The following is a 25,175-nucleotide window of genomic DNA, read 5'->3' as shown; positions in this document are numbered from 1 at the left end:
CAATCGTCATCGTGTACGGCAAGGACCGCGACCGTTACGCGGTAAGGGCCAGGGTCGGATGCAGAAGTGTCGGAAGCCGAAGACTTCCGGTCAACGGTCCGACCATCGGCCATATAGTGGACGGCAAGTACATACCCCTCGGGGAAGATGCCCCGCCGCCCGTGTCTGGGGCGGCCGTGGACCTCAAGGACTGGGCAAACATCATCCTTGCGCAGAAACTCTTTGCTGACATGCTCATTGAGCTAGGAGAATCCTATGGCAGGGAGGATGCGCTCAGGATCTGGTCCATCGCTGTGCTCAGGGTCTGCTTCAGCGGTATAAAGGATTATGAGCTGAAAGATGCGTATGAGGAGAGTTTCCTGTCCGAGCTGTATCCTGATGTAGCCCTCTCGAAGAACACGGTCTCCACCTTCCTGAACAATCTTGGACGTACCTGTTCAAAGATCACCCTGTTCATGAGGGCCAGGGCTTCGAAAGTCGAGATGGATCACCATGTACTGATTGACGGGACATTGAAATCGGATGAATCGAAGGTAAATTCTCTCTCGGATTTTTCCAGGAAAGCCAGGACGAAAGGAACCAGGGACATCTCTGTCCTGTTCGCTTTCGATCTTGAAGCGATGGAACCGGTATGCTCCAAGTGTTTTCCGGGCAACATGCTTGATGTCACCGCCTACGATGAATTCATCTCCGAGCACCAACTGACAAAGGGAATCGTAGTTGCAGACAAAGGATTCCCCCAGTCCGTAGCAAGGCAGCATTTCAAGCAGCATCCCGACCTCCATTACCTGAATCCTCTGAAGAGGAATGCGAAGATTGCATCGCAACTCCATATGCTTGAGTTTACAGAGCTTCTTCAAGGGTATGAAGGCATAACCTGCAGGAAGGAGAAAGGTGGGGACCGATGGCTCTATTCCTTCCGGGATGCCTACAGGGCTTCAAAGGAAGAACGTGACTGGCTGAGCCGAAGCCGGAAAAAGAAGAATTACCGCCTCACTGATCTTGAGAAGGCAAGAGCGACATTCGGGACGGTGGTCCTTGAGTGCGATCTGGACACAGATCCCCAGACGATCTACAAAGCCTATTCCAAGAGATGGGAGATCGAGATTGTCATGAGATTCTACAAGTCAGCACTCGAATTCGATGAGACCCGTGTGCATGACGACTACAGCGTGATAGGAAGCGAGTTCTGCGACTTCCTCGCTTCCGTGCTCACCTTCAGGATGATAGCTGCCTTTGACGAGGCCAAGTTACTCGAAGATTTGCCGTATAAGAAGATCATGAGGATCCTGGCAAGGGCGAAGATGTTCAATGATCCTGGTATCGGGTGGCGTCTGATCAAGATCAATCCGTCACAGGAGGAAGTCCTGAAGAGACTCGACATTCATCCCACAGAGAAGCTTCAACCGAAGAAGAAACGCGGTCGTCCTCCTAAAGTGAAGCCCGTATAGTCTCACTCATTGGGAAAGTTGTACTATATAGTTTCATAAAATACTTGCCCATGAAGAAAGAAAGGAAGCCATACTGTAATGAAGAAAACCGTCTATATGTATGTAGTGGATACGATGGCAGATTGGGAAACGGGGTATTTTCTCCAAGGTTTTACGCTTCAGAAGATGTTGGTCAAACCTGTATACCGATTCTGTACTGTCGGATTATCTAAGAATGCCATTGTCACAGCCGGTGGCGTAACAATTATTCCTGATTGTACCATTGATGAAATCAAAAAGGACGAAGTGGCGGCATTGTTGCTGCCGGGTGCAGATGTCTGGATGGAAGCTGCACAGCAAAAGATCCTGTCATTGGTGTCGGATTTGCTTTCAAACGGTACTGTGGTTGCGGCAATCTGTGGTGCAACATTGGGACTGGCAAATATGGGTATATTGAATTCCCGTCAGCACACAAGCAATGCAGTTTGTTTCCTGTCACAGCTGTCAACGAATTATACAGGGCAGGCTTTCTACAAGGATGTGTCTGCCGTAAGGGATGGAAATCTGATTACGGCTTCATCTGCAGGAGGATTGCTTTGGGCCCGTTACATCCTTGAAAGCCTGGATATGTATACAAAGGTAACAATTGAAGCCTGGTATAGCTATTTTGCAACCGGAGATGCCAAATGTTTTGGAATCCTGATGGAAAGCTTCAAGGATAGCTCCTATCATCAGGAATCGATGGAGAAAAACGATGAGCAAATATGATCCTCTGTGGAAAAGCATACAGGCAAGGGATGAAGGTACGTTCAGGTTATCCTTTGGAGAAATAGAACAAATCTTGGGATTTCCTATTGACCATTCTTTCTTGAACTTCAAGAAGGAATTGTTGGACTATGGGTACCAAGTCGGAAAAATTTCCCTGAAAGAAAAATGGGTAACATTTTCAAAATGCAAGGAATAGCTTCGATTTGAAGTTCTTAGGAAGCACAGGAGAGGCTTTGGAAAAACTGGTTGTCTTTCCCCTGTGTAGTGATAGGGAAAGACAAAGTTTTTGTCTTGTTTCTAACCTATGGTATTGACTAAGGTTCCCAAACCTTCAATTTTGATTTCTATCCTTGCTCCTTTCTGCATGCCGCTGATACCTCCGGGTGTTCCCGTGAGTATGATGTCGCCTGGGAGCAAGGTCATGATGCTGCTGAGGTAGCTGACAAGGAAGGGTACTGGAAAAATAAGGTTTGAAGTGTTGCTGCTTTGCATTACTTTGCCATCCAAGGTACTTGAAATATCCAAGTGTGCAGGGTCAACTTCATCACTGATGAACGGACCGAAAGGACAGAAGGTATCAAAACCTTTTGCAATGGTCCATTGTCCTTGTTTCGGCTGGAGATCCCTGGCAGTTATGTCGTTTGCACAGGTATACCCGAGGATATATTGTTTTGCTGCGTCTTCCGAAACATTATGGGCTTTCTTGCCGATGACTATGGCAAGTTCGGCTTCATAGTCAAGTCTTTGGCAGATTTCCGGTTTCACTACAGTGCCGCCGTATGGCAACATGGATGTAGATGGTTTCATGAATACAACAGGACTTGTCGGGATCGGTAGTCCGAATTCAACCGCATGGTCCCTGTAGTTCAACCCTATGCACAATGCCTTTGAAAAGATACATGGTGTAAGCAAGTTGATTTCATTTATGTCATAGACAGTAGCTGTTTCGGTGTAACTGTCGAACGGATTGCCATCTATCTTCCTGATTTTGCCATTTTGCTCAAGCAAACCGTAGCTTATCGTGTTGTTTTTTCCATATCGTACATATTTCATACTATAGAGTCTATCATCGTATGATGTTGAATTCAATTGACCAACGCTTCAGTTTGGGGATAGTCTGTGGGATATGAGTAAGTATATGCCTTGTCCGCTTGCAGACCGCTGCGGCGGCTGTCAGTTGCAGGATCTGAGTTATCAGGAACAATTGGATGATAAGATGGACTATTGCGAGGATGTCTTGGGATACTGGGGGCCTGTCGCTCCTATCCTTGCTATGGAAAAACCTGTACATTATCGTAATAAAGCTCAGGCTGTATTTGCCTTGCAGAATGGAAAGATTGTCAGCGGTATCTACCGACGGGGCACTCACTGGGTAGTACCTGTCCGTTCCTGTATGCTTGAGGCTGAAGAGGCTGATGAGATTTTCCATTCGGTGCGTAAGCTGATGAAGAAGTTCGGTATCCTTCCTTATGATGAAGACTTAGGTACCGGTCTGATCAGGCATGTCTTGGTCAGGAAGGCTTTTGCGACAGGACAGTTGCTGGTCGTGATTGTCATCGGTAATCCGATTTTTGCCCAGAAAAAGCAATTTGCAGCCTTGCTGAGGCAGTACAATCCCCAGGTGGAGACGATTCTTTTGGATTTGAATGGAGAAAAGACTTCCATGGTGCTGGGCGAAGGAAAGGATGAAATCCTGTATGGAAAGGGATACATTGAAGACGAGCTTTGTGGCTTGAAATTCAGGTTATCTGCAAAATCATTCTACCAAGTCAATACGTTTCAGGCAGAACAGCTATATGAAATTGCCATGAAAATGGCCCAACTGAAAGAAACCGATGTTGTCCTTGATGCTTACTGTGGGACTGGTACCATCGGTCTGGTTGCTGCTAGCAGGGGCATCTCACAGTTGATCGGTATAGAGATCAACCACAGTGCAGTTTCTGATGCCATTGAAAATGCCCGGTTGAACCACATTGAAAACGCCAGTTTCATTGAGGGCGATGCAAGTGAGTATTGCAAGCAGATGGCGAAGGAGCATGTCAAGGTGGATGTGCTTTTCCTTGATCCTCCGAGGCCCGGCAGTGACGAACGTTTCCTTGCAGCTGCCATCAAACTGGGACCTCGGAAGATAATCTATATTTCCTGCAATGCTGAGACTCTTGACCGTGACCTTCGGTATCTGGATCGTTTCAGTGACTACAGGGTAGTAGGAATCCAACCGATAGATATGTTCCCTTATACGACTCACGTGGAGACTATAGTGTTGCTACAGCGGGCTGATGCATAGATTAGGTATTCCGTTTACAGAATAAGGCACTGACATTATCAAGGCTGCCAGTGCTGCTACTATGGCGGTATCGTATAGCTACATTTTTCTTATTCTCATTGTCAGGGGTGTCTTCGATGATATTGCCGAATCCTTTATCTTGTCGGAATCCATAGAACCATACTGATAGTTAACTTTTTTAAAAACCTTTTGATATTCCCGAAGAGAGCTTGAAAAAGACTATTTCGCTAACTGCGAAACTTCAGTTACATTGAGATAAGTCTATGTGATACTACCGTTTTCAGATGCTTTTATCATGATTGCTTACTTCATACTTTTCCAATCTCTTCAACTGCATACAGCGGCAGATTCACAAGCCAGTCTTCCTTTTTATAATCTGTCATAGAAGTGCGGACGGAGATTTTCGGGTTGTATTTTTCACGGTAGGTTTTCAAGCTCTTCGCTCTGAGATTGACCTCTGCCTTAACCTCTACAGGGATGATTTTCTCTCCGGTGTCGATGACGAAATCTACCTCGCAGGAGCCCCGGTCGTTGGTAAAATAATAGACGCTCAAGTACTCAATCGTTTTAAGTTGTTGGCAGACATACTGCTCAGTCAGTGCGCCTTTGAACTTTGCAAACAGATCATTGCCGTCAAGCAGTGTACGTTGGCGTAAGCTTACCATGCAACCCAGCAGTCCCACGTCCACGATGAACAGCTTGAATGCCCGAACGTCCTCATAGGCTTTCAGCGGGATTCCGCCGGCGTTGACACGGCTGACCTTATGGACAAGCCCGCAGTCGGTAAGCCACATGATTGCCGTTTCATATTCCTTTGCCCGACTGCCCTCGCGGACAAGCCCGTAGATGAATTTTTTTTCCCCTTGGCAAGCTGTGATGGAATGCTGTTCCAGATCATGCGGATCTTTGGTACGGTTTCATAGGGTGCGTGCTTGGAAAAGTCCTGTTCATATGCTGCCAAAATACGTTTCTGGATCTCACGTACTTCGTTGAAATCCTTATGGCACCAGATATCAAAAAAATACGATGTAAAAACGTACTAATATTACAGTTATTACAGTGAATATTTTCTTTAGCATACGAAATTTTCAGCATGAGCCGATTTCTTGCAGGGTTTTTTATAAATGCATAGCGAAGAGAAATTTTCTCCGAGATTTGCTTACCTACACCTGTAATAGCAAAGGAAATATATTCCTGACAAAAGCAAGGGTATTGAAATAATGCATAGCATTAATTTAGCAAGTATTACCTTTTGAGAACAAAAATCAACTTGTTGAGGTTGACCAAATTCCTGATAAACACAAAGGAGTCCAAATGGAACAAAAGCCAAATGAAATTAACATACGCTTATCAGAGAACGATTTCATAATACTAAGCAAAGATGTAAAGGGATTCATTTTCTTGCGTGAGTCTTATCTGAGGACAATGATTTACAAAATACCGATAGAGGCAAGACCGCCTATGGAGTTTGTGGCAACGTAATGCTAAAATAAGTTTATGCTTGTGGTTATCTTATTGTTTTGCACAGAAGGTATAAGAGTGCTCGTGCTTTCTTGTCATGGGTCAGATATGTTTTTTTGTTTATTCAAATTCGATTTATCTGGCGGTAAAGATGAAGTAATCACAAAATTGATCAGAACTATGCTCCGCTAAGCTAGACTTGTTTGTCTTTGGAAAGAGATACTTGAACAGTCTTTTTACTGTGGTCGTATCCGACGGGATTGTACAAGGAACAATATTCTCTACAGGATTCTGTCTGATCTTTACGGTCCGTATTCAAGTATATAAGGATATGATATGGCGGGTATGTTTGATGAATTTTTAAGAATTGCACAGTTATTGAACATGATTGGAATCTGTCCTGTACTTATGGGGTCTTTGGGCCTTGAATATATTTCAGGTTTGGATTGGCATGCAAAAGATATCGACATACATGTACCGGGAGACCCGAGAGGATGGGATGCACCGGACGATATTCGGATTAATCGGTGGAATGATATCCTTAATATGGTAACAATTGCAGGATATCATGTAGTTGATGTACACGAACATGAAATTACGAATGGTTCATATACTATAGAGTTCGGGGTAAGCAACTCCTTGCTCGATTTTGCGGGAATTTCTTCCAGCGATATTCCATTTATGAAAACAAAAGGAGCCTCTTTTTATCTCCCGACACTAGAACAGTATTTGTCTATCTATAGTGCTTCGGCACATGATAGTTACAGAAGTGCTGACAAAGTGAATAGGGACAAAGAAAAGATTTTATATCTCAGGCAAAGGCTGAAAGGCTTAAGAAGGGTTTGAAACAAGAAGAATTCTGATGTTCTTGCTTGTTATAGGTAGGGACAGCCCCTTTATGGCATCAAATTGAAAACAAAATAAATTGGCAATGTTTCGTAGAATTGAAGTGATAAAACATTGAACTAAAGTGGATATGCCGGAAGTTCTGGTGGTAAATATGGAGGATTGTGGAAACTGGAAGGCAATCTTATTGGAAAGAACAATAAAATATGTGGCAATAGGCCAATTTGATGGGATTTTCTTCAGATATTTTTCCTTCTTGATAAAACGTTCCCTTGAAAACTCTTTATGACTGTTGGATAATTGCCATGGTTTATTTATGGATGATAGGATCAAAATCCATGACATTCACATCCGACAGACGGGGCATTATCTGCTGTAGGGGAAGACAGCAGTGATAGGGAAAACATGTATGAATTCTTTTCTTTTCGTTGATATCTTTTCAATTATACCTTTGCTTTTTACTATCAGCCTTGTCCGCTATAGGTCAATCTATGAAATGCAGACATTTCACTATCTTGTTGCATCTGCGCTTACTTGTGTCCAGCTGGTAATGGAAATCACCGTACATATCTTGGGAACTGCTTCGCTTCCGAGGCATGCTGTTGCTATTACGGTTATAAATGCCTTAGGGTTTTCGATTGCTCCTATCATACTATACGCTATCCTGCTGTTTATAAATGATGGACTATTCAGAAAACGTGCAGTTCGGTTGCTTACATTGCTTTTTGAAGCAAATATTGTACTCAGTTTTATCAGTATAAAAACAGGCTGGATTTTTCATGTTACGAATGAAGGCTTCTATTCCAGAGGGCCATATCAGTGGATACCGATCTGTCTCTGCCTATATTATTACTTTCTTATCGGTATTGTCTTCTTGCGACATCGTGAAGAAAGAGTTCAGAAGGACAACAGGTTATTGAGTGCTATTTATCTGTTGCCATTGCTTGCTATAGCCATTCAGATGGGTTTTCCCCGTATCTTGGTCATTTGGGGAAGCAGTGCCTTGGCTTTGCTTCTTTTCTATATATTTCTTTTGGAACGGCAGTTCAGTTATGATATTCAAACCGGATTGGGGAATCGCAAGGCATTTGAAGCATATATGCAGGAATTGTCACAGACAAATAAACCTGTAACAATATTTGTCTTTGATTTGAATAACCTGAAAATGATCAATGACAGTTGTGGACATGTTACGGGCGATGAAAAGATTCGGATAGCAGCCGACTGCATGAAAAAGATATTTTCTTCCATCGGACAGTCATATAGGATTGGCGGAGACGAATTTTGTGCAATATGCAATTCCTTTGATACCGTGAAAGCCTGGAAAATTCTCAGGGACTTTGATGCCTGCATAGATAAGATCAACGAAGGCTGTTCGGATGAGAAAATAAGCATCGCACATGGTTTTGCCGTACGCGTAGCTGATATTACACCTTACAAAGCCTTTACCCTTGCGGATAATGCAATGTATTATGATAAAGTACAGAGGAAAAACAATCAGGATAAAGCAAAGTACTAAGTCAGGCTTGCCTATTGTCTATGAATATTTTGAGGGAGTTTTGAGCGAATAGATATGGTTTCAAAGATTATTCTGGATATTTTTTCCATTGTACCTTTATTGTTTGCCATTAGTCTTTCTGATCGTCATGTCCGGGAAAACTATAGGAACAGGTATTTTATGTTTTCTGTCATTGCCATGATCGGTATATTGCTGACAGAAATCATTTGCCAGACTCTTGCGCAATACAGCCAGGCAACGTATATATTTCCTCACAAGCTGCTGAATGTCATCGGTTTTGGGCTTAATCCTATTGTGCCATATTTTCTCATACCGTTTGCAGGAAACCAATGTACCGTAAAATGGAAATCTGCTGGTTTTATCCTTCCTCTGGTTGTGAACACTATTCTGAGTATTGCCAGTTTCTGGACTGGCCTGTTATTCAGTGTCGATGCAATGAATGCATATTCCCGTGGACCGCTTTTCTTTGTGACAACGGCAATTTGCCTATATTATTTCCTTTGGGTCGTGACTATAGAAGGAAAAAGGCTCAATACCTATGAAAGACATACGAAGGTATTCCTTTTCCTGATTATTTGCTTTACCTTGATTACAAGTTTCTTGCAAATCTTGAATCCTGAAATACTTACCCTCAACGGTGGGTTGTCCATTGCTTTATTGCTTTACTATATGTTTTTCCTTGATCTGCAGTTTGACTACGACATGCAGACAGGCATCAAGAACCGTGAAGCTTTCGAAAAGAGAATGCTTCGTATTCCAAGGGAAAACAAAAGTGCAACTTTGTTTGTCTTTGATCTCAATAATTTGAAATTGACCAATGATACTTTTGGACATAAGGCCGGCGATGAAATGATTGCCGTTGCAGCTGCATCCATCAATCTATGCTTCAGGGAATATGGTGATGCATATCGTATCGGTGGAGATGAGTTCTGTGTCATCAGCCGATATTTGTCGGATATGGATGCTAAAAATCTGTTGGTGGACCTGGACTCAAAAATAGAAATTTGTAGCAGGAATCGCAAGGTACCCATAAGCATTGCACATGGTTTTTCATCTTTTCTACCTTCTGAACAAGAAGAAAAAAGCCCTTATATGGTATTCAGTGAAGCTGATGACCATATGTATTGCCATAAGGCAAAACAGAAGAAAGTGCTCATGCAAGAATAAAGTTTTTTTGTTTGTCGTGATTTTGTTGTATTCTCAAGGGATGGATGTTGTTTTTGTAGCAGAATGAACCAGTTTGTTGCAAATGGAAATAAATACTTGACATAAAGTATTTTAAGAGGAAAAATTACTCAAGTTGCGGTGAAAGCAGTATGTGCAGTAATACTTCTGATATCTTGTTTTTACCCGAGTCTGCATCAAGTACCTTAGGACGGTAGTTCCGAATATGTTCAATGCCGGTTATAAGGTTTTTCCCTTCTGTATGGTATTTTCTCTTTGTTTTGGAGAAGAAAATGGATTGTTTTTCACCTGATGTGATAAGAGTGAAATGAATTCTTCGGTTTGTCCGATGCAATGGTTGGTGCTGATCTTATATGTCGGAGTCTTTGCACTGTTTATTGGAGGTCTTTTGTTTTGATGTCATTCTTATATGTGGAAATCAACGCTGTCGGGGCATCGGTGCTGTTACTTCTCCTGCATAACATTGATAAAGGAACTCTGGGAAGGGTCATGTCAATGGATCAGAAGCTGTTTAGGTCCATTCTGATCATGAACCTGTTGATTTTCCTGTTTGACAGCGGTATGTGGGTTGCTGACGGCCGGCCTGGGCAACTGTGGAAAAGCATCAACTATATTGTAACTACTGTATATTATCTATATAACCCTTTGATTTCATTCTTCTTGCTTCTCTATGCAGATTTCAAGATTCATGAAAGCCGGACGGATTTGCTCAGGCGATGCCGCTTCTACATCATTCCTGTCTGTGTATGTTCTGTCATGACCTTGGCCAGTCCCTTTACAGGTTGGTTCTTTTCCATAGATGCAAGGAACCGATATTCCCATGGAAATTTTTTCATTGTCATGGTCCTATCTTCTTTCTTTTATCTTTCTACCTGCTGTATCATGGCTTTTAGGGATTATCAACGGAACAGAAGAAGTGAAAACAAAAGGATTGACTTGCATCTTGCATTCTTTTCTTTGGTAATCATAATAGCAGCCGGGATACAGAGCCTGTTCTTTGGAATTTCTATCATTTGGGTCTGTTCCATGCTTGCCTGCACCGGTCTCTATATCAATATCCAGAATGATGAACTTTCAACGGACCATCTGACCGGTCTGTATAATCGGCGTAGGCTTGAACAGCATCTGCAACGTCGGACCAAGGGCAAGCGTAAGTCCCTTCTGTTTCTATTGATGTTTGACCTTGACGGGTTCAAGATCATCAATGACAAATTCGGTCATACTGCGGGCGATGAGGCCCTTGTACGGGTTGCGAGGTTGTTGCAGCAAGCCTGTGGAAAGTCAGAGGATTTCTTGGCTAGAATGGGTGGTGACGAATTCATTATAGTAGGGGAACGGTCAGAAAAAAAAGAAATTGAGCAACTGATGAAAAAAATCCATACTCTGATGGAAACATTCAATGCCCAGAGATTGACCCCTTATACCTTGGAAGCGAGCATGGGTTATGCAGTTCTTGAAGAGCGTGACACCTTGGACTCATTTTATATGGCAGCAGACGAAAGTATGTACTATGAAAAACAAAGAAAGAAACTCGAAAAAAATACGATACGAAATTATTAAACTGACTGGAAAAATGATTGCTTGTCATTATTTATAAGTTAGCTATTATTCTATTTTTTTCTGTTTTTTATCATTATTGGCAATAAATATATCTTGATTGACTGTTGCATTTCTTAGGAACCATGCTATAAAGAAGGTGCTGCTGCTCAGGTTTCAGCACATCGGAATACATACGCCATGAGTTGCTTGCTTATCTTTCCGGTGTAGTATGCCAGGGGCACAAGGAAGGAGAAACTGCATGGGACTTGTTGGGATTGAGGAAGTTGCTCGTTCGGTTGGAATTGACCAATCATATTTGATTCATTACGGCAATTATAAAGCAAAGGTTGACAATAAGATTTACTCCGCTATAGGAAAGAAGCAACCAGGCAAGCTTGTGTTGGTGACTTCCATTACGCCAACCAAGGCAGGAGAAGGCAAGACGACTGCTTCAATTGCTCTTGCCGATGGTCTTTCCATGATAGGGGAAAAGGCTATGCTTTGTCTTCGGGAACCTTCGATGGGGCCTGTTTTCGGCCTGAAAGGTGGGGCAACAGGAGGAGGCAAAGCCTCAATCGGACCAGAAGAAGATATCAATCTTCATTTTACCGGTGACATGCATGCGCTTACATCCTCGATCAATCTTATTGCTGCAGTATTGGACAATTCAATCTATCAGGGCAACCCCTTGCACATTGATCCTGATCATATCGTATGGTCACGGGCAATGGATATGAATGACAGGGAATTGAGAAACATTACTGTAGGGCAAGGCAAAGGAAACGGTATAGAACATAAGGGCCATTTCGTCATCACCGTTGCTTCTGAGTTGATGGCAATCCTTTGCCTGTCCTTGGACGCCCAAGACTTTTACAGACGGATTAGAAAGATCATCGTTGCCTATACCTATGATGGGCAACCTGTGACCCTTGCAGACCTCAGGGTTTCCCATGCTGTGATGAAACTGATGAAAGATGCATTGCTGCCGAATCTTGTGCAAACGCTTGAGCATAATCCTGTCTTTGTCCACGGAGGCCCTTTTGCAAATATTGCACATGGGTGTAGTTCGATCAGTGCACTTCACCTTGCAATGCAACTTGCACCGATTACCATAACAGAAGCTGGATTCGGTGCCGACTTGGGGGCTGAGAAATTCATGGATATCTGTTGCCGTGTTGCAGGGACCCAGCCTGTCGGTGCTGTGGTCGTTGCAACTGTAAAGGCTTTGAAGATGCATGGAGGTGTGCCTTACGAGGAACTTGACAAAGAAAATGTTGCAGCTTTGCTTGAGGGAACCTGTAATCTGAAGGCGCATGTCGAGGCTGTCCGTAAGTTTGGTGTGCCCGTTGTCATAGCAATCAATCATTTTGAATTTGATACCCAGGCAGAAGTCGATGCGCTTTCTGGCTGGTGTACTGCGCAGGGCTATGAAGTTGCTTTCCTTGATGGTTTTGCAAAAGGAGGGGCTGGCGCGATCGATCTGGCAAAGAAGGTAGTCTCGATGCTTGCAGGAAATGACAGTCAGTATAGGCCTCTTTATGAGTTGGATTGGCCGGTCAAGAAGAAAATTGAGACAATAGCCAAGGAAATTTATGGAGCAGGAAAAGTCATTTATACTGAGCAGGCAGAAAGACAGCTGGCAAAGTATCACGAAATGGGGCTGGATGATCTATATATCTGTATGGCCAAGACACCCAGTTCATTGACTGATAATCCCAAGATATTGGGAGCTCCGAAAGGCTTTGCCATTACGGTACGTGAAGTATTGCTTTCAGCAGGAGCTGGTTTCCTTATTCCGATGACAGGAAAAGTATTGACCATGCCAGGTCTCAATGCTGTTCCCGCAGCCGTACAGATGGAAGAGGAACCTTTGGTAGGTTTGGATGGTTGAAGTATTGCTTTTGTGGCTGTGTATGGTTGCTATGGGAAAAGTAGGTCAGATGGGCAAGAAGCAATATATGAAGAGCTTGATGTCATAATCGTTTGGGGAGGAAAGTTCCTATGTCAGTGACTTATTTATACGTAGAAATCAATATGGTTGGATCCATAATTCTGCTGTTCCTATTGAACAATATCAAATTGAATAAAAGAAAAGATGTTCCTTTTGACCTTTGGATGTTCAGTAGGATATTGATTCTGACTTTGTTGATTTTTATATTGGATACAATTATGTGGGTAGTTGATGGAAAGTCAGGGACCTGGTTGCTGGTCACCAATTATATTGTGACTACTCTCTATTACATCAGTAATCCTTTCATATGCTTTCTGTTGCTTGTGTATACTGATTTCAAGATTTATGAAAATAAAGCGGATTTGAAGAAGCGTGCCAAATTCTACGCCATACCTATGGAAATCTCTACTGTAATAAGTCTTATTTCCCCTGTTACCAAATGGTTCTTTGTAATTGACGCTACAAACCATTATAAGCGTGGGCCACTGTTTTTCATCATGACCTTGATAGCTTTCTTTTACCTTGTCCTATCCTGTACATTGGCTTTCAGGGATTATTTCAGGGCTTCAAGGAAAGAGACAAAGGATGTTGATTTGCATCTGGCTTTGTTTTCTCTTCTGGTTATAGCAGCAGCATTCATACAGAGCCTTTTCTTTGGTTTTTCACTTATCTGGGTCTGTACGATGCTGGCATGTACAAGTGTCTACATCAATATACAGAATGGTGAAATCTCAACAGACCATCTGACAGGTCTCTATAACCGCCGGAGATTTGACCAACATCTGCAACGGAGGATCCGTGAGTATAATGGCAAGCACCTCCTGTTCCAGATCATGCTGGATCTTGATGGCTTCAAGAGCATCAATGATATCCAAGGCCACATAGTAGGGGATGAAGCTTTGATGCATATGGCAAGATTGCTTCGACAAGCCTGTTCCGGCAATGATGATTTCATTGCTCGGATAGGTGGAGATGAATTCGTTGTCTTGGGCGAACGGACGGAATATAAGGAAATTGAGCAACTGATGGCAAGGATCAGGTCATTTTCCTCGGCTTACAACCAGAGTGCCCATGCACGGTACTGTCTCTTGCCAAGCATGGGATGTGCAGTTTATAGCAAGGGAGAAAGCATCGATGCTTTCAGGGCAACGGCTGATAGCGCCATGTATATGAACAAACAGGAGAGAAAGTCTAAGAACATTTCCGTTTGATGCTGTATGAAAAGTTTTTGGTGTCTTGTTTTTTAGGGAATTATGTTGTCTTCCTCAAGTCTTTTCAGCAGATAAGGGAAAGCTTCTTCGAAATTTACGCCATACCAATTTGCTTCTTTGTCTGCAAGAGTTTTCTTGATGGATTCTACGACAAAATCTGCGGCCAATTGCAGAGCTTGGGAGAATACCATACCTTTCATCATGGCACCGACACAGACGCTGGCAAAGATGTCTCCTGTCCCGTGGAAATTCTGCGGAAGTCTCTGATGGTAATAACTGGAAAAGCTGTCTGTCTGGGCATCATATGCCATGATGCCGATTTTGTTTTCTTTGCAGGTGATTCCCTTGATTGCAACTTTTCTTGTGCCTTTTGCTGCCAGTCCCTTTAGCAGTTTCTTTACATAGGCTTCATCATATTCATTTTCTTGATAAGGAATATCCAGCAAATAACAGGCTTCGGTCATATTGGGAACGATGATATCGGCTTTGCCGCAAAGCTTAGCCATTTCAATGGTAAACTCCTTTGTAAAGCCGGGATAGAGCTTGCCGTTGTCTGCCATGCAGGGGTCGACAAATATGAGTGAACCACTTTGCCTGTAGGCATCAAACATAGTTGACATGAGTTCGATTTGTTTCTGAGAACCGAGATAGCCTGTATAGATGGCATCAAAATGAAGATCTAACTTTTTCCAATGGGAAAGTATCGGTTCTATGTCCTCCGTCAGGTCTCTGAAGGTAAAACCTTCAAAGGCCGTATGTGTAGAAAGTACCGCTGTCGGTAACACTGAAGTTTCGATGCCCATTGCTGAAATAATCGGGAGTGCCACAGTAAGGGAACACTTGCCTATTCCTGAAATATCCTGTATGGTAACTATTCTTTTCATTGTCTATTGCTCTTTTCTTTTTGGAAGGATAATAGACCATATCGACTATAAATGCAATCGATGCTAATTGTATACGATTTGTTTATTTTATTTGTACAACTTGTTTTTTTATAGTTTCCTTTCTTGAAAACTCCTTGGAAAAACGCTAGTTTCAGATTATGTTGAAAAGATTTCTATCATATTACAAACCCTATAAGGGTTTGTTCATACTTGATACGGTAGCAGCCCTCATCTATGCCGGATTATCTGTTCTTTTCCCCGTATTGACGAGGACGCTCCTGAAGGTCTATATCCCTCAGAAACTTTGGATGCCGTTGGTCTGGACATTGCTTGCTTTGCTTGCAGTCTATCTGGTGCAATATGTCAGTGAGTATATCCGTGTCAGATGGGGGCATATCCTTGGTGTAGGCATGGAAACTGATATGCGACATGATCTGTTTGCCCATCTCCAGCAGTTGCCCTTTGAGTTTTTTGATAAGTCAAAGACCGGGCACTTGATGAGTAGGATGACCAACGACCTTTTTGACATAACGGAAACTGCTCATCATTGTCCTGAGGATCTGATCATGAGTGCAGTAACTCTTATCGGGGCTTTTGCCGTAATGTTTTCCTACAATTGGCGGCTGACATTGGTTACCATGATCCCTTTTCCCTTCCTGGTAATTTATGGAGTCCGATGGGGATTGCGCTTGAAAGGTCGTTTCATGGAAGTCCGCAGGACTGTTGCAGAAGTAAACAGTGCCGTTGAGAACGGAATCCAAGGTATCCGTGAAGTAAAATCCTTTTCCCGGGAACAGTTTCAGCAGGGACAGTTTGATACAGTCAATGGTACGCTTAAGAAAAGCAAGAGCCAGCAGTATTGTGCAATGGCCAGTTATCATGCAGTAATGGGCTTGCTTCGTAATCTCTGCTATCTTTTCCCTATTGCCGGTGGTGCTATCCTTATGTATAAGGGATTGCTGGAGTCCTACGATTTGTTGACCTTCATCCTGTATATTGCGGTCATTCTGCCACCGATTGACCGGCTTATCAACTTTACAGAGCAACTGCAGCAAGGCATTGTTGCTTTTGAAAGGTTTGAGGAAGTCATGGATGTCAAGCCTACGATCAGCGACAGCCCAGAGGCAAGACCCCTGGTCGTTACACAAGGTAATATCTGTTATGATCATGTATCCTTTTCCTATGAAGATGGTGAAGTCGTATTAAAGGATCTTACCTTTTCCATCAAGGGAGGTGAAAGCATTGCCTTGGTGGGTGAATCTGGTGCAGGTAAGACGACTCTTGCTTCACTGTTGCCACGTTTTTACGAACCTCAGGAAGGTTCCATCAGCATTGATGGACAGAATATTGCCGATGTAACACAGGTAACTCTGAGAAATTCCATTGGCTTTGTACGCCAGGACATTTTTCTTTTTGATGCCTCAATAAGGGAGAACCTGTTGTATGGAAGGCTGGATGCCTCTGAAGAAGAACTCTGGGAAGCTTTGAAAGCTGCCAACCTTGATGAGTTCGTACATTCGCTTCCTGCCGGTCTCGATACTCAGGTAGGTGAAAAGGGTACGCGTCTTTCAGGTGGGCAGAAGCAGAGATTATCCATAGCCAGGGTCTTTCTCAAGAATCCTCCGATTCTGGTATTTGATGAGGCAACCAGTTCCCTTGATTCTCAGAGCGAGCAATTGATCACCGATGCCTTCAAGAAGCTTTCAAAAGGCAGGACTTCCCTTGTCATTGCGCATAGGCTTTCTACGGTCAGGGATGCTGACAGGATACTTGCCTTGGAAAACGGACAGATCGTAGAAAGTGGTAATCATGAGCAGCTTCTTGCGCAAGACGGTGTCTATGCACGGTTGTACAGGGCTCAGAAGTTGTAAGAAATCATCGGCAGGTTGAGGCAAGGCAACCTGCCGGAAATCTTTACTTCAGGTTCATCGAAAATCCCTGGGTGTAGTATTTATACACGAAGTTCGTAAACAGAAGCATAGGAATTGCCGTGAACAAGCCGATCGCCATGAGTTCGCCCCAGAGTGTTTCATACTCTCCGATATAGTTGACTATGACCAATGGCAGTGTCAGCTTTGCCGGTGTCCTGATGAACAGCAAGGCAAACAGGAATTCATCCCAGGCTGTGATTGCGGCAAATATGGAAGTTGCGATCAAGCCGGCCCGGACCAAAGGCATGACGATCCTGAAGAGTATGTAGCTTCTGCTTGCTCCGTCGATCAGGGCAGCTTCCTCATATTCCTTGGGTACTGCCTTGAGGAATCCAAAGATCATCCAGATGCAGTATGGCAAGGTGTAGACTTGGTATACTATGATCAATGCGCTGAGATGATTGATCAGCTTGAAGAAGTTGAGCATCATATAGAGCGGTATCGCAAGTACGACAGGTGGGAGTACCTTGACGATGAGTATCCAGATGAGGAATACAAGATTGAATTTCAGGGGAAAATTATGCCTGACCAGTGCATAGGAACTGCAGTAGGCAAGGACAAGTGAAAGCAGCGTTGCACAGACGGTAACGATCAGTGAATTGAGCAGATTTCCCCAGAATCCCGAAGTAAGCACATTTGTAAAATTTTCCAATGTCGGTTTATGAGGGAAAAATGTCGGTATAGGTGATACCACTTCCAAAGATCCCTTGAACGAGGTGTTGATGATCCAATAGATCGGGAACAGCGTTATGACAAGCAATATGCATACAAGTACCCTGAATAGGATTGTTGATGTCTTGGAATAATGGTTCTGCATCTTAGATGTCCTTCAATGACTGTCTGACTGACAGGCTTGCGATAAGGCTGACGATGACGAGCGTCAGTATAGACGCAGTGGAAGAGCGTCCAAGGTTGAAATAGGAAAAACCTTCCCTATAAATGTAGAAAGACAGTGTCTCAGTTGCATTGCCTGGGCCTCCCATAGTCAATGCATACACCTTGCCGTAGAGCTTGAATGTATCGATGATTCTCAATGTAATCAGCAGATATATCTGTGGCCTTATGAGCGGAAGGGTTATTTTCCTTAAACTTTGGGAAAAGGTTGCCCCATCTATTGCAGCTGCTTCATAGAGATATTCGTCAATCGAAGACATGGCTGCCTGCGCCAATAAAAAACAGAAAGGTGTCCATTGCCAGATATCTACATAGACAATTGAGTAAAGTGCTTGGTCAGGAGAAATCAGCCAGCCGACTTTTTGCATGCTAAGAGCGGTAAGCAGATAGTTGAAAAGACCGATATCGTAGTGGTACATGACGCGCCAGATGGCACAGATGACCATTGTAGAAAGCATCATGGGAAATATGATCAATGTCATGAACAATTGCTTATGTTTGAATTTCCGCTGGAAGACAATTGCCAGTACGGTTCCGAAAAATACTTCAAAAAATGTTGCAAGCATGGAAAATACAAGTGTGTTTTTCAATGATTGCCAGAAAAGTGCGTCATGGGTAATGGTTGCATAGTTCTTTGTACCGATGTAAGTCGGTGTATCACTTATGAAGTTATATTTGTAGAAAGACAAAGTAAATACTCTGATCAATGGATAGATGGTAAGTATCGCAATGACGAGTACGGTAGGGAGCATGAGCCAATAGAAAAATGCAGAACTGTCCCTTCGTGAATTGAGTTGTTTCATCGGTATATGGTCCTTTTGTTACGTCAATATTGACAATATAGGACAGGATACCTATATGTATCCTGTCCTGAAAAGTAAATTTTCAGTCTATTCCAATACTGACTTTATGTCCTTTGTGGCTTCAGCAACAGCTTGCTTCGCATCATAGTTGCCGAGGATTGCTTCCTGAAGGACTGTACCCAATTGGTCTTCAATTTCCTTCCATTTTACCGATCTTGGTCTTGCAACACCATTTTCAAGTGCATCCAACTGAGCAGTGTACCAAGGATACTTGGCCTGTTGTGCTTCTTCCTTGAATACAGAAACCCTTGTAGGCGGTACACCTGTTTCAAGAGACATCTTTGACTGCATGTCCTTGCTTGTCAGGAACTGCAGGAAATCGAAAGCTGCTTTCTGATGTTGGGAAGTCGTAGGGATTGCGGCAAGCCAAACGCCAAGCATGGATGATGCATTGACTTTTTCTCCTGGGCTTTTTACGACTGCTACCTTTCCGACAACCTTGGACTTTTCAGGATTCTCAAGTTCTCCGATCCAACCGGGCCATACTTCAGTAGCTACTGCAGCTGTGCCGGCATAGATAGCATCCTTGACTTGTGTAGACTGGTACATGGATACACCTTCCGGTGCATATTTTGCCAATTCAAGGAAATAGTTCATTGCTGCACGTGCTTGCGGTGAGTCAAATGTGACGTTTCCATCTGCATCAAGTACATGCCCGCCGAAAGCCCAGAATATTGGGAGGAAACCTGTTACGATCGGATTGCCTTTGACTCCTCTGAAGACAACTCCGTCCACACCCTTTTCTCCTGCATCAATTTTTTTCACGGCTTCCAGAATCTGTGAATAGGTCGTTGGGTTCTCATAACCATATTTTGCCATCAGGTCCTTTCTGTAGGCGAACAGTTCAACATTTCCTACGATCGGCATGGCAAAGAGTGTACCATTGTCCGCATATGGATAACGTCCCAGTTTTACTGTGGATGGAATCAGGTCAGAATCCACAGTCTTTCCTTCTTCTTTATACAAGTTGTCCAAATCGACCAACCAGCCTGATTTCTGGAATTGTGTGACGTTGGTATCATCAATCAATATGATGTCGTATGTTCCTGTCTGGGTCTTGATATCAATGACTGTCTTCTCGAAGAGGCTGCTGCCTGAAAGTTTCAACAGTTCGATATCAACATTCGGATGTTGTGCCATATAGTCATTGACTGCAATCTGCATGGCATCTCCATAGGCACCGTCCCTTCCCGCAATAGTCAATTTTACTTTTTTTGCTCCTGACTGCCCTTCACCGCTACCTTGGGCAAACACGGCAGAAGCAGCAAGAATTCCGATCATAACCAAACTGAATACCTTTTTCATTTTGGTCCTCCTTGTGTTTTGCAATATTTTAACTCATATTTCATTATATTGCAAAATAATTTTTTATTTTTGCAAATATTACCAATGAAAAATCAGATAAATGTGAAGAAAGTATGAAAAAAGTATATATTAATTTGTATTATTGCGATAATTATTTCAATTTTTAGATTTTGCAACGTATAAGACGATATTTTGCTAAACTTTATACAATGTTGATAATTTTTATATAAAGTTGCATTGAAGTTGCAATATTTGCAGAAACTTTTTGTTTTCGAAAAATATCGTGCAATTCCTCTTCCTTAGGCAAGTTCAATTTGTTTCAAATGTAGACCCAATGTCGGTGACAGCAAATAAATCGAAAACATAAGCCTGGAGAAAACGTAGCGAAACGGCTTGAAGGGAAAAAAAACAGGCTCCTTTCCAAGATGAAAAAGAACCTGTTGCCTTTAGGTTGACAAATTATTTGATTTTATTGAATTTCTTTTCGTCAATTTGTCCCAGAGATTTTGCTACGCATGAAGTGGAAGCCAGATCTCCTGTGACATTCAATGCTGTACGTCCCATATCCAATATGGCATCAATCCCGAGAATCATTGCATAAGCAGCGGCAACTGCCGTACCTGCTTCAACTTTCAATCCGATTGAATCAAGAACCATCAGAAGCATCAGTGCTCCTGCACCGGGAACTCCTGCTGTCCCGATGGACATGAGGGTAGCTGTCAGGATGACGATACCCATCTGGGTTGGTGTAAGAGGAGCTCCTGTTGCCGTCAGACAAATGAAAGTGGCACAGACTCCTTGATAGATTGCAGTACCATCCATGTTGATCGTAGCTCCAAGAGGAAGAGAAAAACTATAGATATCTTTTGAAACGCCTAAGTTTTCTGCTGCTTGCATGGTTACGGGAAGTGTGCCATAGGAAGAACGGGTACCTAATCCTGTTACAAACGGGTTCTTTGCTTCATGCCAGAATTTGCGTGGATTGAGACCAAAGAGCGTGATCATTCCTACATAGACCAACAGGATCTGAAGCAGATAGCCGCTGAAGCATGCAACGGTGACCATACCAAGGGAACCGACGATCTTTGCACCTTGTTTTGCGAATACTTCGGCAATCAGGGCAAGCACACCTATAGGAGCGTATTGCATGATGCCTCCTACCATGTTTGTCATGACTTGAGAAACTCCGTTGAAGAAACTGAGCATTGTATCACCGGATTTCTTGATCTTTTCATCTTTGCTTGTAGTGAGATAGGAAATCCCTAGCCCGAAGAGAATTGAAAAGAATATGACAGGCAATACCTGAGACTGTACGATGGATGAGAAGACATTCGTCGGGACGATGCCAAGCAAAGTATCGGAAAGAGAAACAGAAGCTGCCTGCTTGCCTGCTACGGAAGCCAATGCAAAACCATTCAAGTCTGCGCTGGGATGGAATATGACACCGGAGAGAAGGCCGATGAATACTGCAAAAGCGGAAGTAAGCAGATAAATCAGAACAATGCGGATACCGACTTTGCCTAAGGTAGCTGGGCTGATTGATGCTGCACCACAAATCAGAGTTGAGATGATGATCGGCATGACGATCATCTTCAGCAGTCTGACAAATAGGGAACCAAAGGGAGCTATCCAAAGAATGTGCTGTCCGAAGATAAGTCCCAATATGGCACCTATAATCATTCCGGCAAGAATCCGATACAATAAGTTAGTAGTAAAATACCATTTTAACACTTTGTTTTTTATGTGCAAAATGACCTCCTTATGATGTGAAAAGTATAAGTCATTTTTCCCTTTATATAAAGGAAAATCTTATTGCTTGCAGATCTATGTGGGTTTTTCGATAGCATGGTATCAGGGAATGTTGCTTGCTGTTCCTGTGTTTGGTAAAGAATAATTTTCCGTGATGTTTTTTACATCTATCCATAGTCTAGAGGAGTGCAGAAAGGCAAAATCGAAAAAATATTAAGAAATATCATAAAATTTTGAATGTACGGGAACAAAATTCTGAGAGAAACTTACATTATATGGAATGTATCCATATTCGGTTCATGTGATTTCGGGGCGAAGGGAGGGCAGTTTTCCGATGCAGTTGCAAAGAAATGGCTTCTATTGCATCGGTGAGTTGGAAAAGCATATCGGGAGGCGGGGTGCCCTTCCGATGTTCGGAATCTGTCTGTAGTATATAATGTTTCATAGGGTCGGCAAGTTTAATTTTCCCTTGAATTTTATGTTTAGGAACTGATGTCCTAAAAAGGATTGGTTTTGGGGGGAGACCGATTGAAGCTGATGTTTATGATAATTTTCGTGCTCGGACACATATATTTTTTGCGTATACGCATCATGGCATGTTAGGAGCTGTGGTGCAGTAGATACCTATATATCCAAAAGGAGGATAATGATGAAAAAAATCCTAATGGTTGCTTTGTTTGGCATTGCTGCAGGGACTCTTCTGTTTGCCCAGGGGGGAACTGAACAGGCTGCTTCCGGTGCTGCAAAGAAGCGTATCGGTGTTTCTATGCCGACCAAAAGCTTGCAAAGGTGGAATCAGGATGGAGCCAACATGAAGAAAGAACTTGAAGCGGCTGGCTATGCAGTTGACCTTCAGTATGCTGGTGACAATGATATTCCGACACAGGTCAATCAGGTTGAGAATATGATCATGAACAATGATGCTGCTCTTGTCATTGCATCAATTGATGGATCTGCCTTGACAGAAGTACTCAAGGGCGCCAAGGAAAAGAATATTCCTGTCATTGCCTATGATAGGCTGATCATGAACAGTGATGCTGTTTCATATTATGCAACGTTCGATAATTACGGTGTCGGAGTCATCCAGGGACAGTTCCTGAAAGACAAGCTTGACCTTGACAACCGTACGACTCCTGCCTATATGGAATTCTTCACCGGTGCTCCTGATGACAACAACTGTGTCTACTTCTGGGGCGGTGCTATGTCTATCCTGAAGCCATATCTTGACAGTGGAAAGATTGTCTGCTTGTCCGGACAGACAGGTAAAGAACAATGTTCAACTCCGAACTGGAGCACTGAATCAGCACAGCAGAGAATGGAAAATCTGATTACCAGCTGTGGGTATGGTCCGAATGCCCAGAAGCTTGATGCTGTCCTTTCTTCAAATGACAGTGTTGCCCAGGGTATATCCAATGCTTTGGTCGATGCCGGATATACAAAGGATAACTTCCCGTTCCTTACCGGTCAGGACTGCGATGTGACTTCTGTCAAGAACATGATCAAGGGCGAACAGTCCATGAGTGTGTTCAAGGATACAAGGACACTTGCCAGCAAGGTCGTGACAATGGTCGATGCCCTCATGAAGGGCGGACAGCCTGAAATCAATGATACCAAGAGCTATGATAACGGTTCTGGTATCATTCCGACATATCTGTGCACTCCTGTTTATGCATCCATAGACAATTATCAGCAATTGCTTGTTGACTCCGGTTATTATACCAAGGAGCAACTTGGTCTGTAAAACTTGCAGGTAATGCGGAAAGACTGTTCAGGCAGGTATATACCTGCCTGAACATTATAGGGGTAGTGTATGGGAAAAATATTGCTGGAAATGAGGCATATTACTAAAGAATTTCCTGGTGTCATAGCACTTGATGATGTAAACCTGCAGGTAACGGAGGGCGAGATACATGCCATTTGCGGAGAGAATGGGGCAGGGAAATCTACCTTGATGAATGTGCTCAGCGGATTATATCCGGTGGGAACTTTCAAAGGGCAGATTTTTTTTGACAGTAAGGAATGCAGGTTCCATACCATAAAGGAAAGCGAAGCAAAAGGCATTGTCATCATACATCAGGAATTAGCTATGGTTCCTCTCCTCAGTATCGGGGAAAATATGTTCCTTGGGAATGAAAGGGGATCAAAGGGAAATATTGACTGGGACGAAACCTATGGAAAGGCGGATGAGTACCTGCGTTTGGTCGGTCTTCATGAATCTTCTCACACGCTTGTAAAGGATATCAGCGTCGGTAAGCAACAGATGGTTGAGATTGCCAAGGCGTTGGCAAAGAATGTCAAGGTCCTGATCCTGGATGAACCTACATCTTCTTTGAATGAAGAGGATTCCAATCATTTGCTTGACTTGTTGGTTTCTTTCAAGCAGAAGGGCATGACATCGATTCTTATTTCTCACAAAATCAATGAAATTGCCTATTGTGCGGATGAAGTTACCATCCTTAGGGATGGCGCTGTAATTACGACATTGACCAAGGAAGAGGGCTTTGATGAGGGACAGATTATCAAAGCGATGGTCGGACGAGAACTTACCAACCGTTTTCCCAAACGCGTACCTGTAATTGGAAAGACCCGTCTTGAGGTCAAGGATTGGACCGTTTACCACCCTGAATACGAGGGGAAAAAAGTCTGCAATGATATTTCTTTTCGTGTCAATGCAGGAGAAATTGTCGGAATCAGCGGACTGATGGGAGCTGGCCGTACGGAACTTGCCATGAGTATTTTTGGCAGAAGCTACGGCAGAAACATTTCTGGAGAACTTTTCATTGATGGAAAGAAGGTCCTTTTGCATACGCCGAAGGAAGCCATTGACCACCAGTTGGCCTATGTTACCGAGGATCGTAAGCAGAACGGACTGATTCTTTCAATGTCGATAAAGAAGAATACAACACTTTCTCGGTTAAAAAAAGTGTGCAGTGGAAACGTGACTATTGATGTTGACCTGGAAGACCAGGCTGCCAAGGATATGATTCAGGAAATGGGTACCAGATGTGCCAGCGAGGAGCAGCTGGTAGGCAATCTTTCCGGTGGAAACCAGCAGAAGGTCCTTGTCGGGAAATGGCTTTTTGCAGAACCGAACATTCTGTTCCTGGATGAACCGACCAGAGGTATTGATGTCGGTGCCAAGTATGAAATCTATTGTCTGATGAACCGGATGGTTGCTGAGGGTAAGGCTGTAATCATGATTTCTTCTGAAATGCCTGAACTGTTAGGTATGGCAGATAGGATCTATGTAATGAATGAAGGCCGTATCGTAGGGGAGCTGTCCCATGAAGAAGCCTCTCAGGAAAAGATAATGGCTATGATTCTGCAGAGTGAAAAAAAGGAGTCGAAATAA

General features: G+C 43.2%; 20 protein-coding genes and 1 pseudogene. 14 read left to right on the top strand and 7 right to left on the bottom strand.

Translation table 11 applies throughout. From position 1 onward, the window contains the following. Positions 1–176 precede the first annotated feature (176 nt). The 3 genes from LKE40_08345 to LKE40_08335 all read left to right on the top strand — a co-directional run bounded on the left by LKE40_08345 (position 177) and on the right by LKE40_08335 (position 2,394). On the top strand, positions 177–1,451 hold the full coding sequence (locus LKE40_08345; protein MCH3917458.1) for a transposase: 1,275 nt from the start codon (positions 177–179) through the stop codon (positions 1,449–1,451). A 78-nt stretch (positions 1,452–1,529) separates the two neighbouring features. Continuing rightward, positions 1,530–2,198, top strand: coding sequence for a DJ-1/PfpI family protein (locus LKE40_08340; GenBank protein ID MCH3917457.1), 669 nt, complete (start codon positions 1,530–1,532; stop codon positions 2,196–2,198). Beyond that, the gene (locus LKE40_08335) at positions 2,185–2,394 is read left to right on the top strand and encodes a hypothetical protein (GenBank protein ID MCH3917456.1); all 210 of its coding nucleotides are present in this window, start codon (positions 2,185–2,187) and stop codon (positions 2,392–2,394) included. The genes LKE40_08340 and LKE40_08335 overlap by 14 nt, the downstream gene beginning before the upstream one ends. Before the next feature lie 101 nt (positions 2,395–2,495). Here the strand turns inward: LKE40_08335 and LKE40_08330 are convergent, their stop codons facing one another. Further along, complete coding sequence (locus LKE40_08330; protein MCH3917455.1) at positions 2,496–3,251, bottom strand: fumarylacetoacetate hydrolase family protein; 756 nt, start codon at positions 3,249–3,251, stop codon at positions 2,496–2,498. 73 nt (positions 3,252–3,324) lie between these two features. Between LKE40_08330 and rlmD the strand changes: the two genes are divergently transcribed. Further along, positions 3,325–4,485 (top strand): 23S rRNA (uracil(1939)-C(5))-methyltransferase RlmD, encoded by a 1,161-nt coding sequence (rlmD, locus tag LKE40_08325; GenBank protein MCH3917454.1) that lies wholly within the window; start codon positions 3,325–3,327, stop codon positions 4,483–4,485. Positions 4,486–4,793: 308 nt separating this feature from the next. On the opposite strand, the pseudogene LKE40_08320 reads toward rlmD, so the two are convergent. Beyond that, positions 4,794–5,485, bottom strand: a pseudogene (locus LKE40_08320) (DUF4143 domain-containing protein). Positions 5,486–6,282: 797 nt separating this feature from the next. Here LKE40_08320 and LKE40_08315 point away from each other — a divergent pair. The 7 genes from LKE40_08315 to LKE40_08285 all read left to right on the top strand — a co-directional run bounded on the left by LKE40_08315 (position 6,283) and on the right by LKE40_08285 (position 14,197). After that, entirely contained in the window at positions 6,283–6,792 is a 510-nt protein-coding gene (locus tag LKE40_08315) for a phosphoribosylanthranilate isomerase (protein MCH3917453.1), read from the top strand. Positions 6,793–6,922: 130 nt separating this feature from the next. Next, positions 6,923–7,081, top strand: a complete 159-nt coding sequence (locus LKE40_08310) for a hypothetical protein (protein ID MCH3917452.1) — start codon at positions 6,923–6,925, stop codon at positions 7,079–7,081. 120 nt (positions 7,082–7,201) lie between these two features. After that, positions 7,202–8,311: a GGDEF domain-containing protein gene (locus LKE40_08305; GenBank protein ID MCH3917451.1), complete on the top strand. Its 1,110-nt coding sequence runs from the start codon at positions 7,202–7,204 to the stop codon at positions 8,309–8,311. A gap of 159 nt (positions 8,312–8,470) precedes the next feature. Further along, complete coding sequence (locus LKE40_08300; protein MCH3917450.1) at positions 8,471–9,478, top strand: GGDEF domain-containing protein; 1,008 nt, start codon at positions 8,471–8,473, stop codon at positions 9,476–9,478. Positions 9,479–9,892: 414 nt separating this feature from the next. Then, on the top strand, positions 9,893–11,056 hold the full coding sequence (locus tag LKE40_08295) for a GGDEF domain-containing protein (GenBank protein ID MCH3917449.1): 1,164 nt from the start codon (positions 9,893–9,895) through the stop codon (positions 11,054–11,056). A 238-nt stretch (positions 11,057–11,294) separates the two neighbouring features. Continuing rightward, positions 11,295–12,926: a formate--tetrahydrofolate ligase gene (locus tag LKE40_08290; GenBank protein ID MCH3917448.1), complete on the top strand. Its 1,632-nt coding sequence runs from the start codon at positions 11,295–11,297 to the stop codon at positions 12,924–12,926. Positions 12,927–13,669: 743 nt separating this feature from the next. Next, positions 13,670–14,197, top strand: coding sequence for a GGDEF domain-containing protein (locus LKE40_08285; protein ID MCH3917447.1), 528 nt, complete (start codon positions 13,670–13,672; stop codon positions 14,195–14,197). A 32-nt stretch (positions 14,198–14,229) separates the two neighbouring features. Here LKE40_08285 and LKE40_08280 read toward each other — a convergent pair whose 3' ends face one another. After that, a complete protein-coding gene (locus LKE40_08280) occupies positions 14,230–15,081 on the bottom strand; it encodes a pyridoxamine kinase (protein ID MCH3917446.1) in 852 nt (283 codons plus the stop codon). A gap of 158 nt (positions 15,082–15,239) precedes the next feature. On the opposite strand from LKE40_08280, the gene LKE40_08275 reads away from it, so the two are divergent. Then, positions 15,240–16,952, top strand: a complete 1,713-nt coding sequence (locus LKE40_08275) for an ABC transporter ATP-binding protein/permease (protein MCH3917445.1) — start codon at positions 15,240–15,242, stop codon at positions 16,950–16,952. A gap of 43 nt (positions 16,953–16,995) precedes the next feature. On the opposite strand, the gene LKE40_08270 is transcribed toward LKE40_08275, so the two are convergent. The 4 genes from LKE40_08270 to LKE40_08255 form a co-directional block, all read right to left on the bottom strand. Next, the gene (locus LKE40_08270; protein ID MCH3917444.1) at positions 16,996–17,829 is read right to left on the bottom strand and encodes a carbohydrate ABC transporter permease; all 834 of its coding nucleotides are present in this window, start codon (positions 17,827–17,829) and stop codon (positions 16,996–16,998) included. A gap of 1 nt (position 17,830) precedes the next feature. After that, on the bottom strand, positions 17,831–18,709 hold the full coding sequence (locus LKE40_08265; protein MCH3917443.1) for a sugar ABC transporter permease: 879 nt from the start codon (positions 18,707–18,709) through the stop codon (positions 17,831–17,833). Between the two features lie 87 nt (positions 18,710–18,796). Next, on the bottom strand, positions 18,797–20,074 hold the full coding sequence (locus LKE40_08260; protein MCH3917442.1) for an extracellular solute-binding protein: 1,278 nt from the start codon (positions 20,072–20,074) through the stop codon (positions 18,797–18,799). Between the two features lie 459 nt (positions 20,075–20,533). Next, the gene (locus LKE40_08255; GenBank protein ID MCH3917441.1) at positions 20,534–21,754 is read right to left on the bottom strand and encodes a dicarboxylate/amino acid:cation symporter; all 1,221 of its coding nucleotides are present in this window, start codon (positions 21,752–21,754) and stop codon (positions 20,534–20,536) included. Between the two features lie 835 nt (positions 21,755–22,589). On the opposite strand from LKE40_08255, the gene LKE40_08250 reads away from it, so the two are divergent. Beyond that, complete coding sequence (locus tag LKE40_08250; GenBank protein ID MCH3917440.1) at positions 22,590–23,564, top strand: sugar-binding protein; 975 nt, start codon at positions 22,590–22,592, stop codon at positions 23,562–23,564. A gap of 69 nt (positions 23,565–23,633) precedes the next feature. Further along, positions 23,634–25,175 (top strand): sugar ABC transporter ATP-binding protein, encoded by a 1,542-nt coding sequence (locus LKE40_08245; GenBank protein ID MCH3917439.1) that lies wholly within the window; start codon positions 23,634–23,636, stop codon positions 25,173–25,175.

This window comes from Spirochaetia bacterium (assembly GCA_022482625.1).
Taxonomy (GTDB): domain Bacteria; phylum Spirochaetota; class Spirochaetia; order Sphaerochaetales; family Sphaerochaetaceae; genus Pleomorphochaeta.
This window is presented reverse-complemented; position numbering and strand designations above follow the sequence as displayed.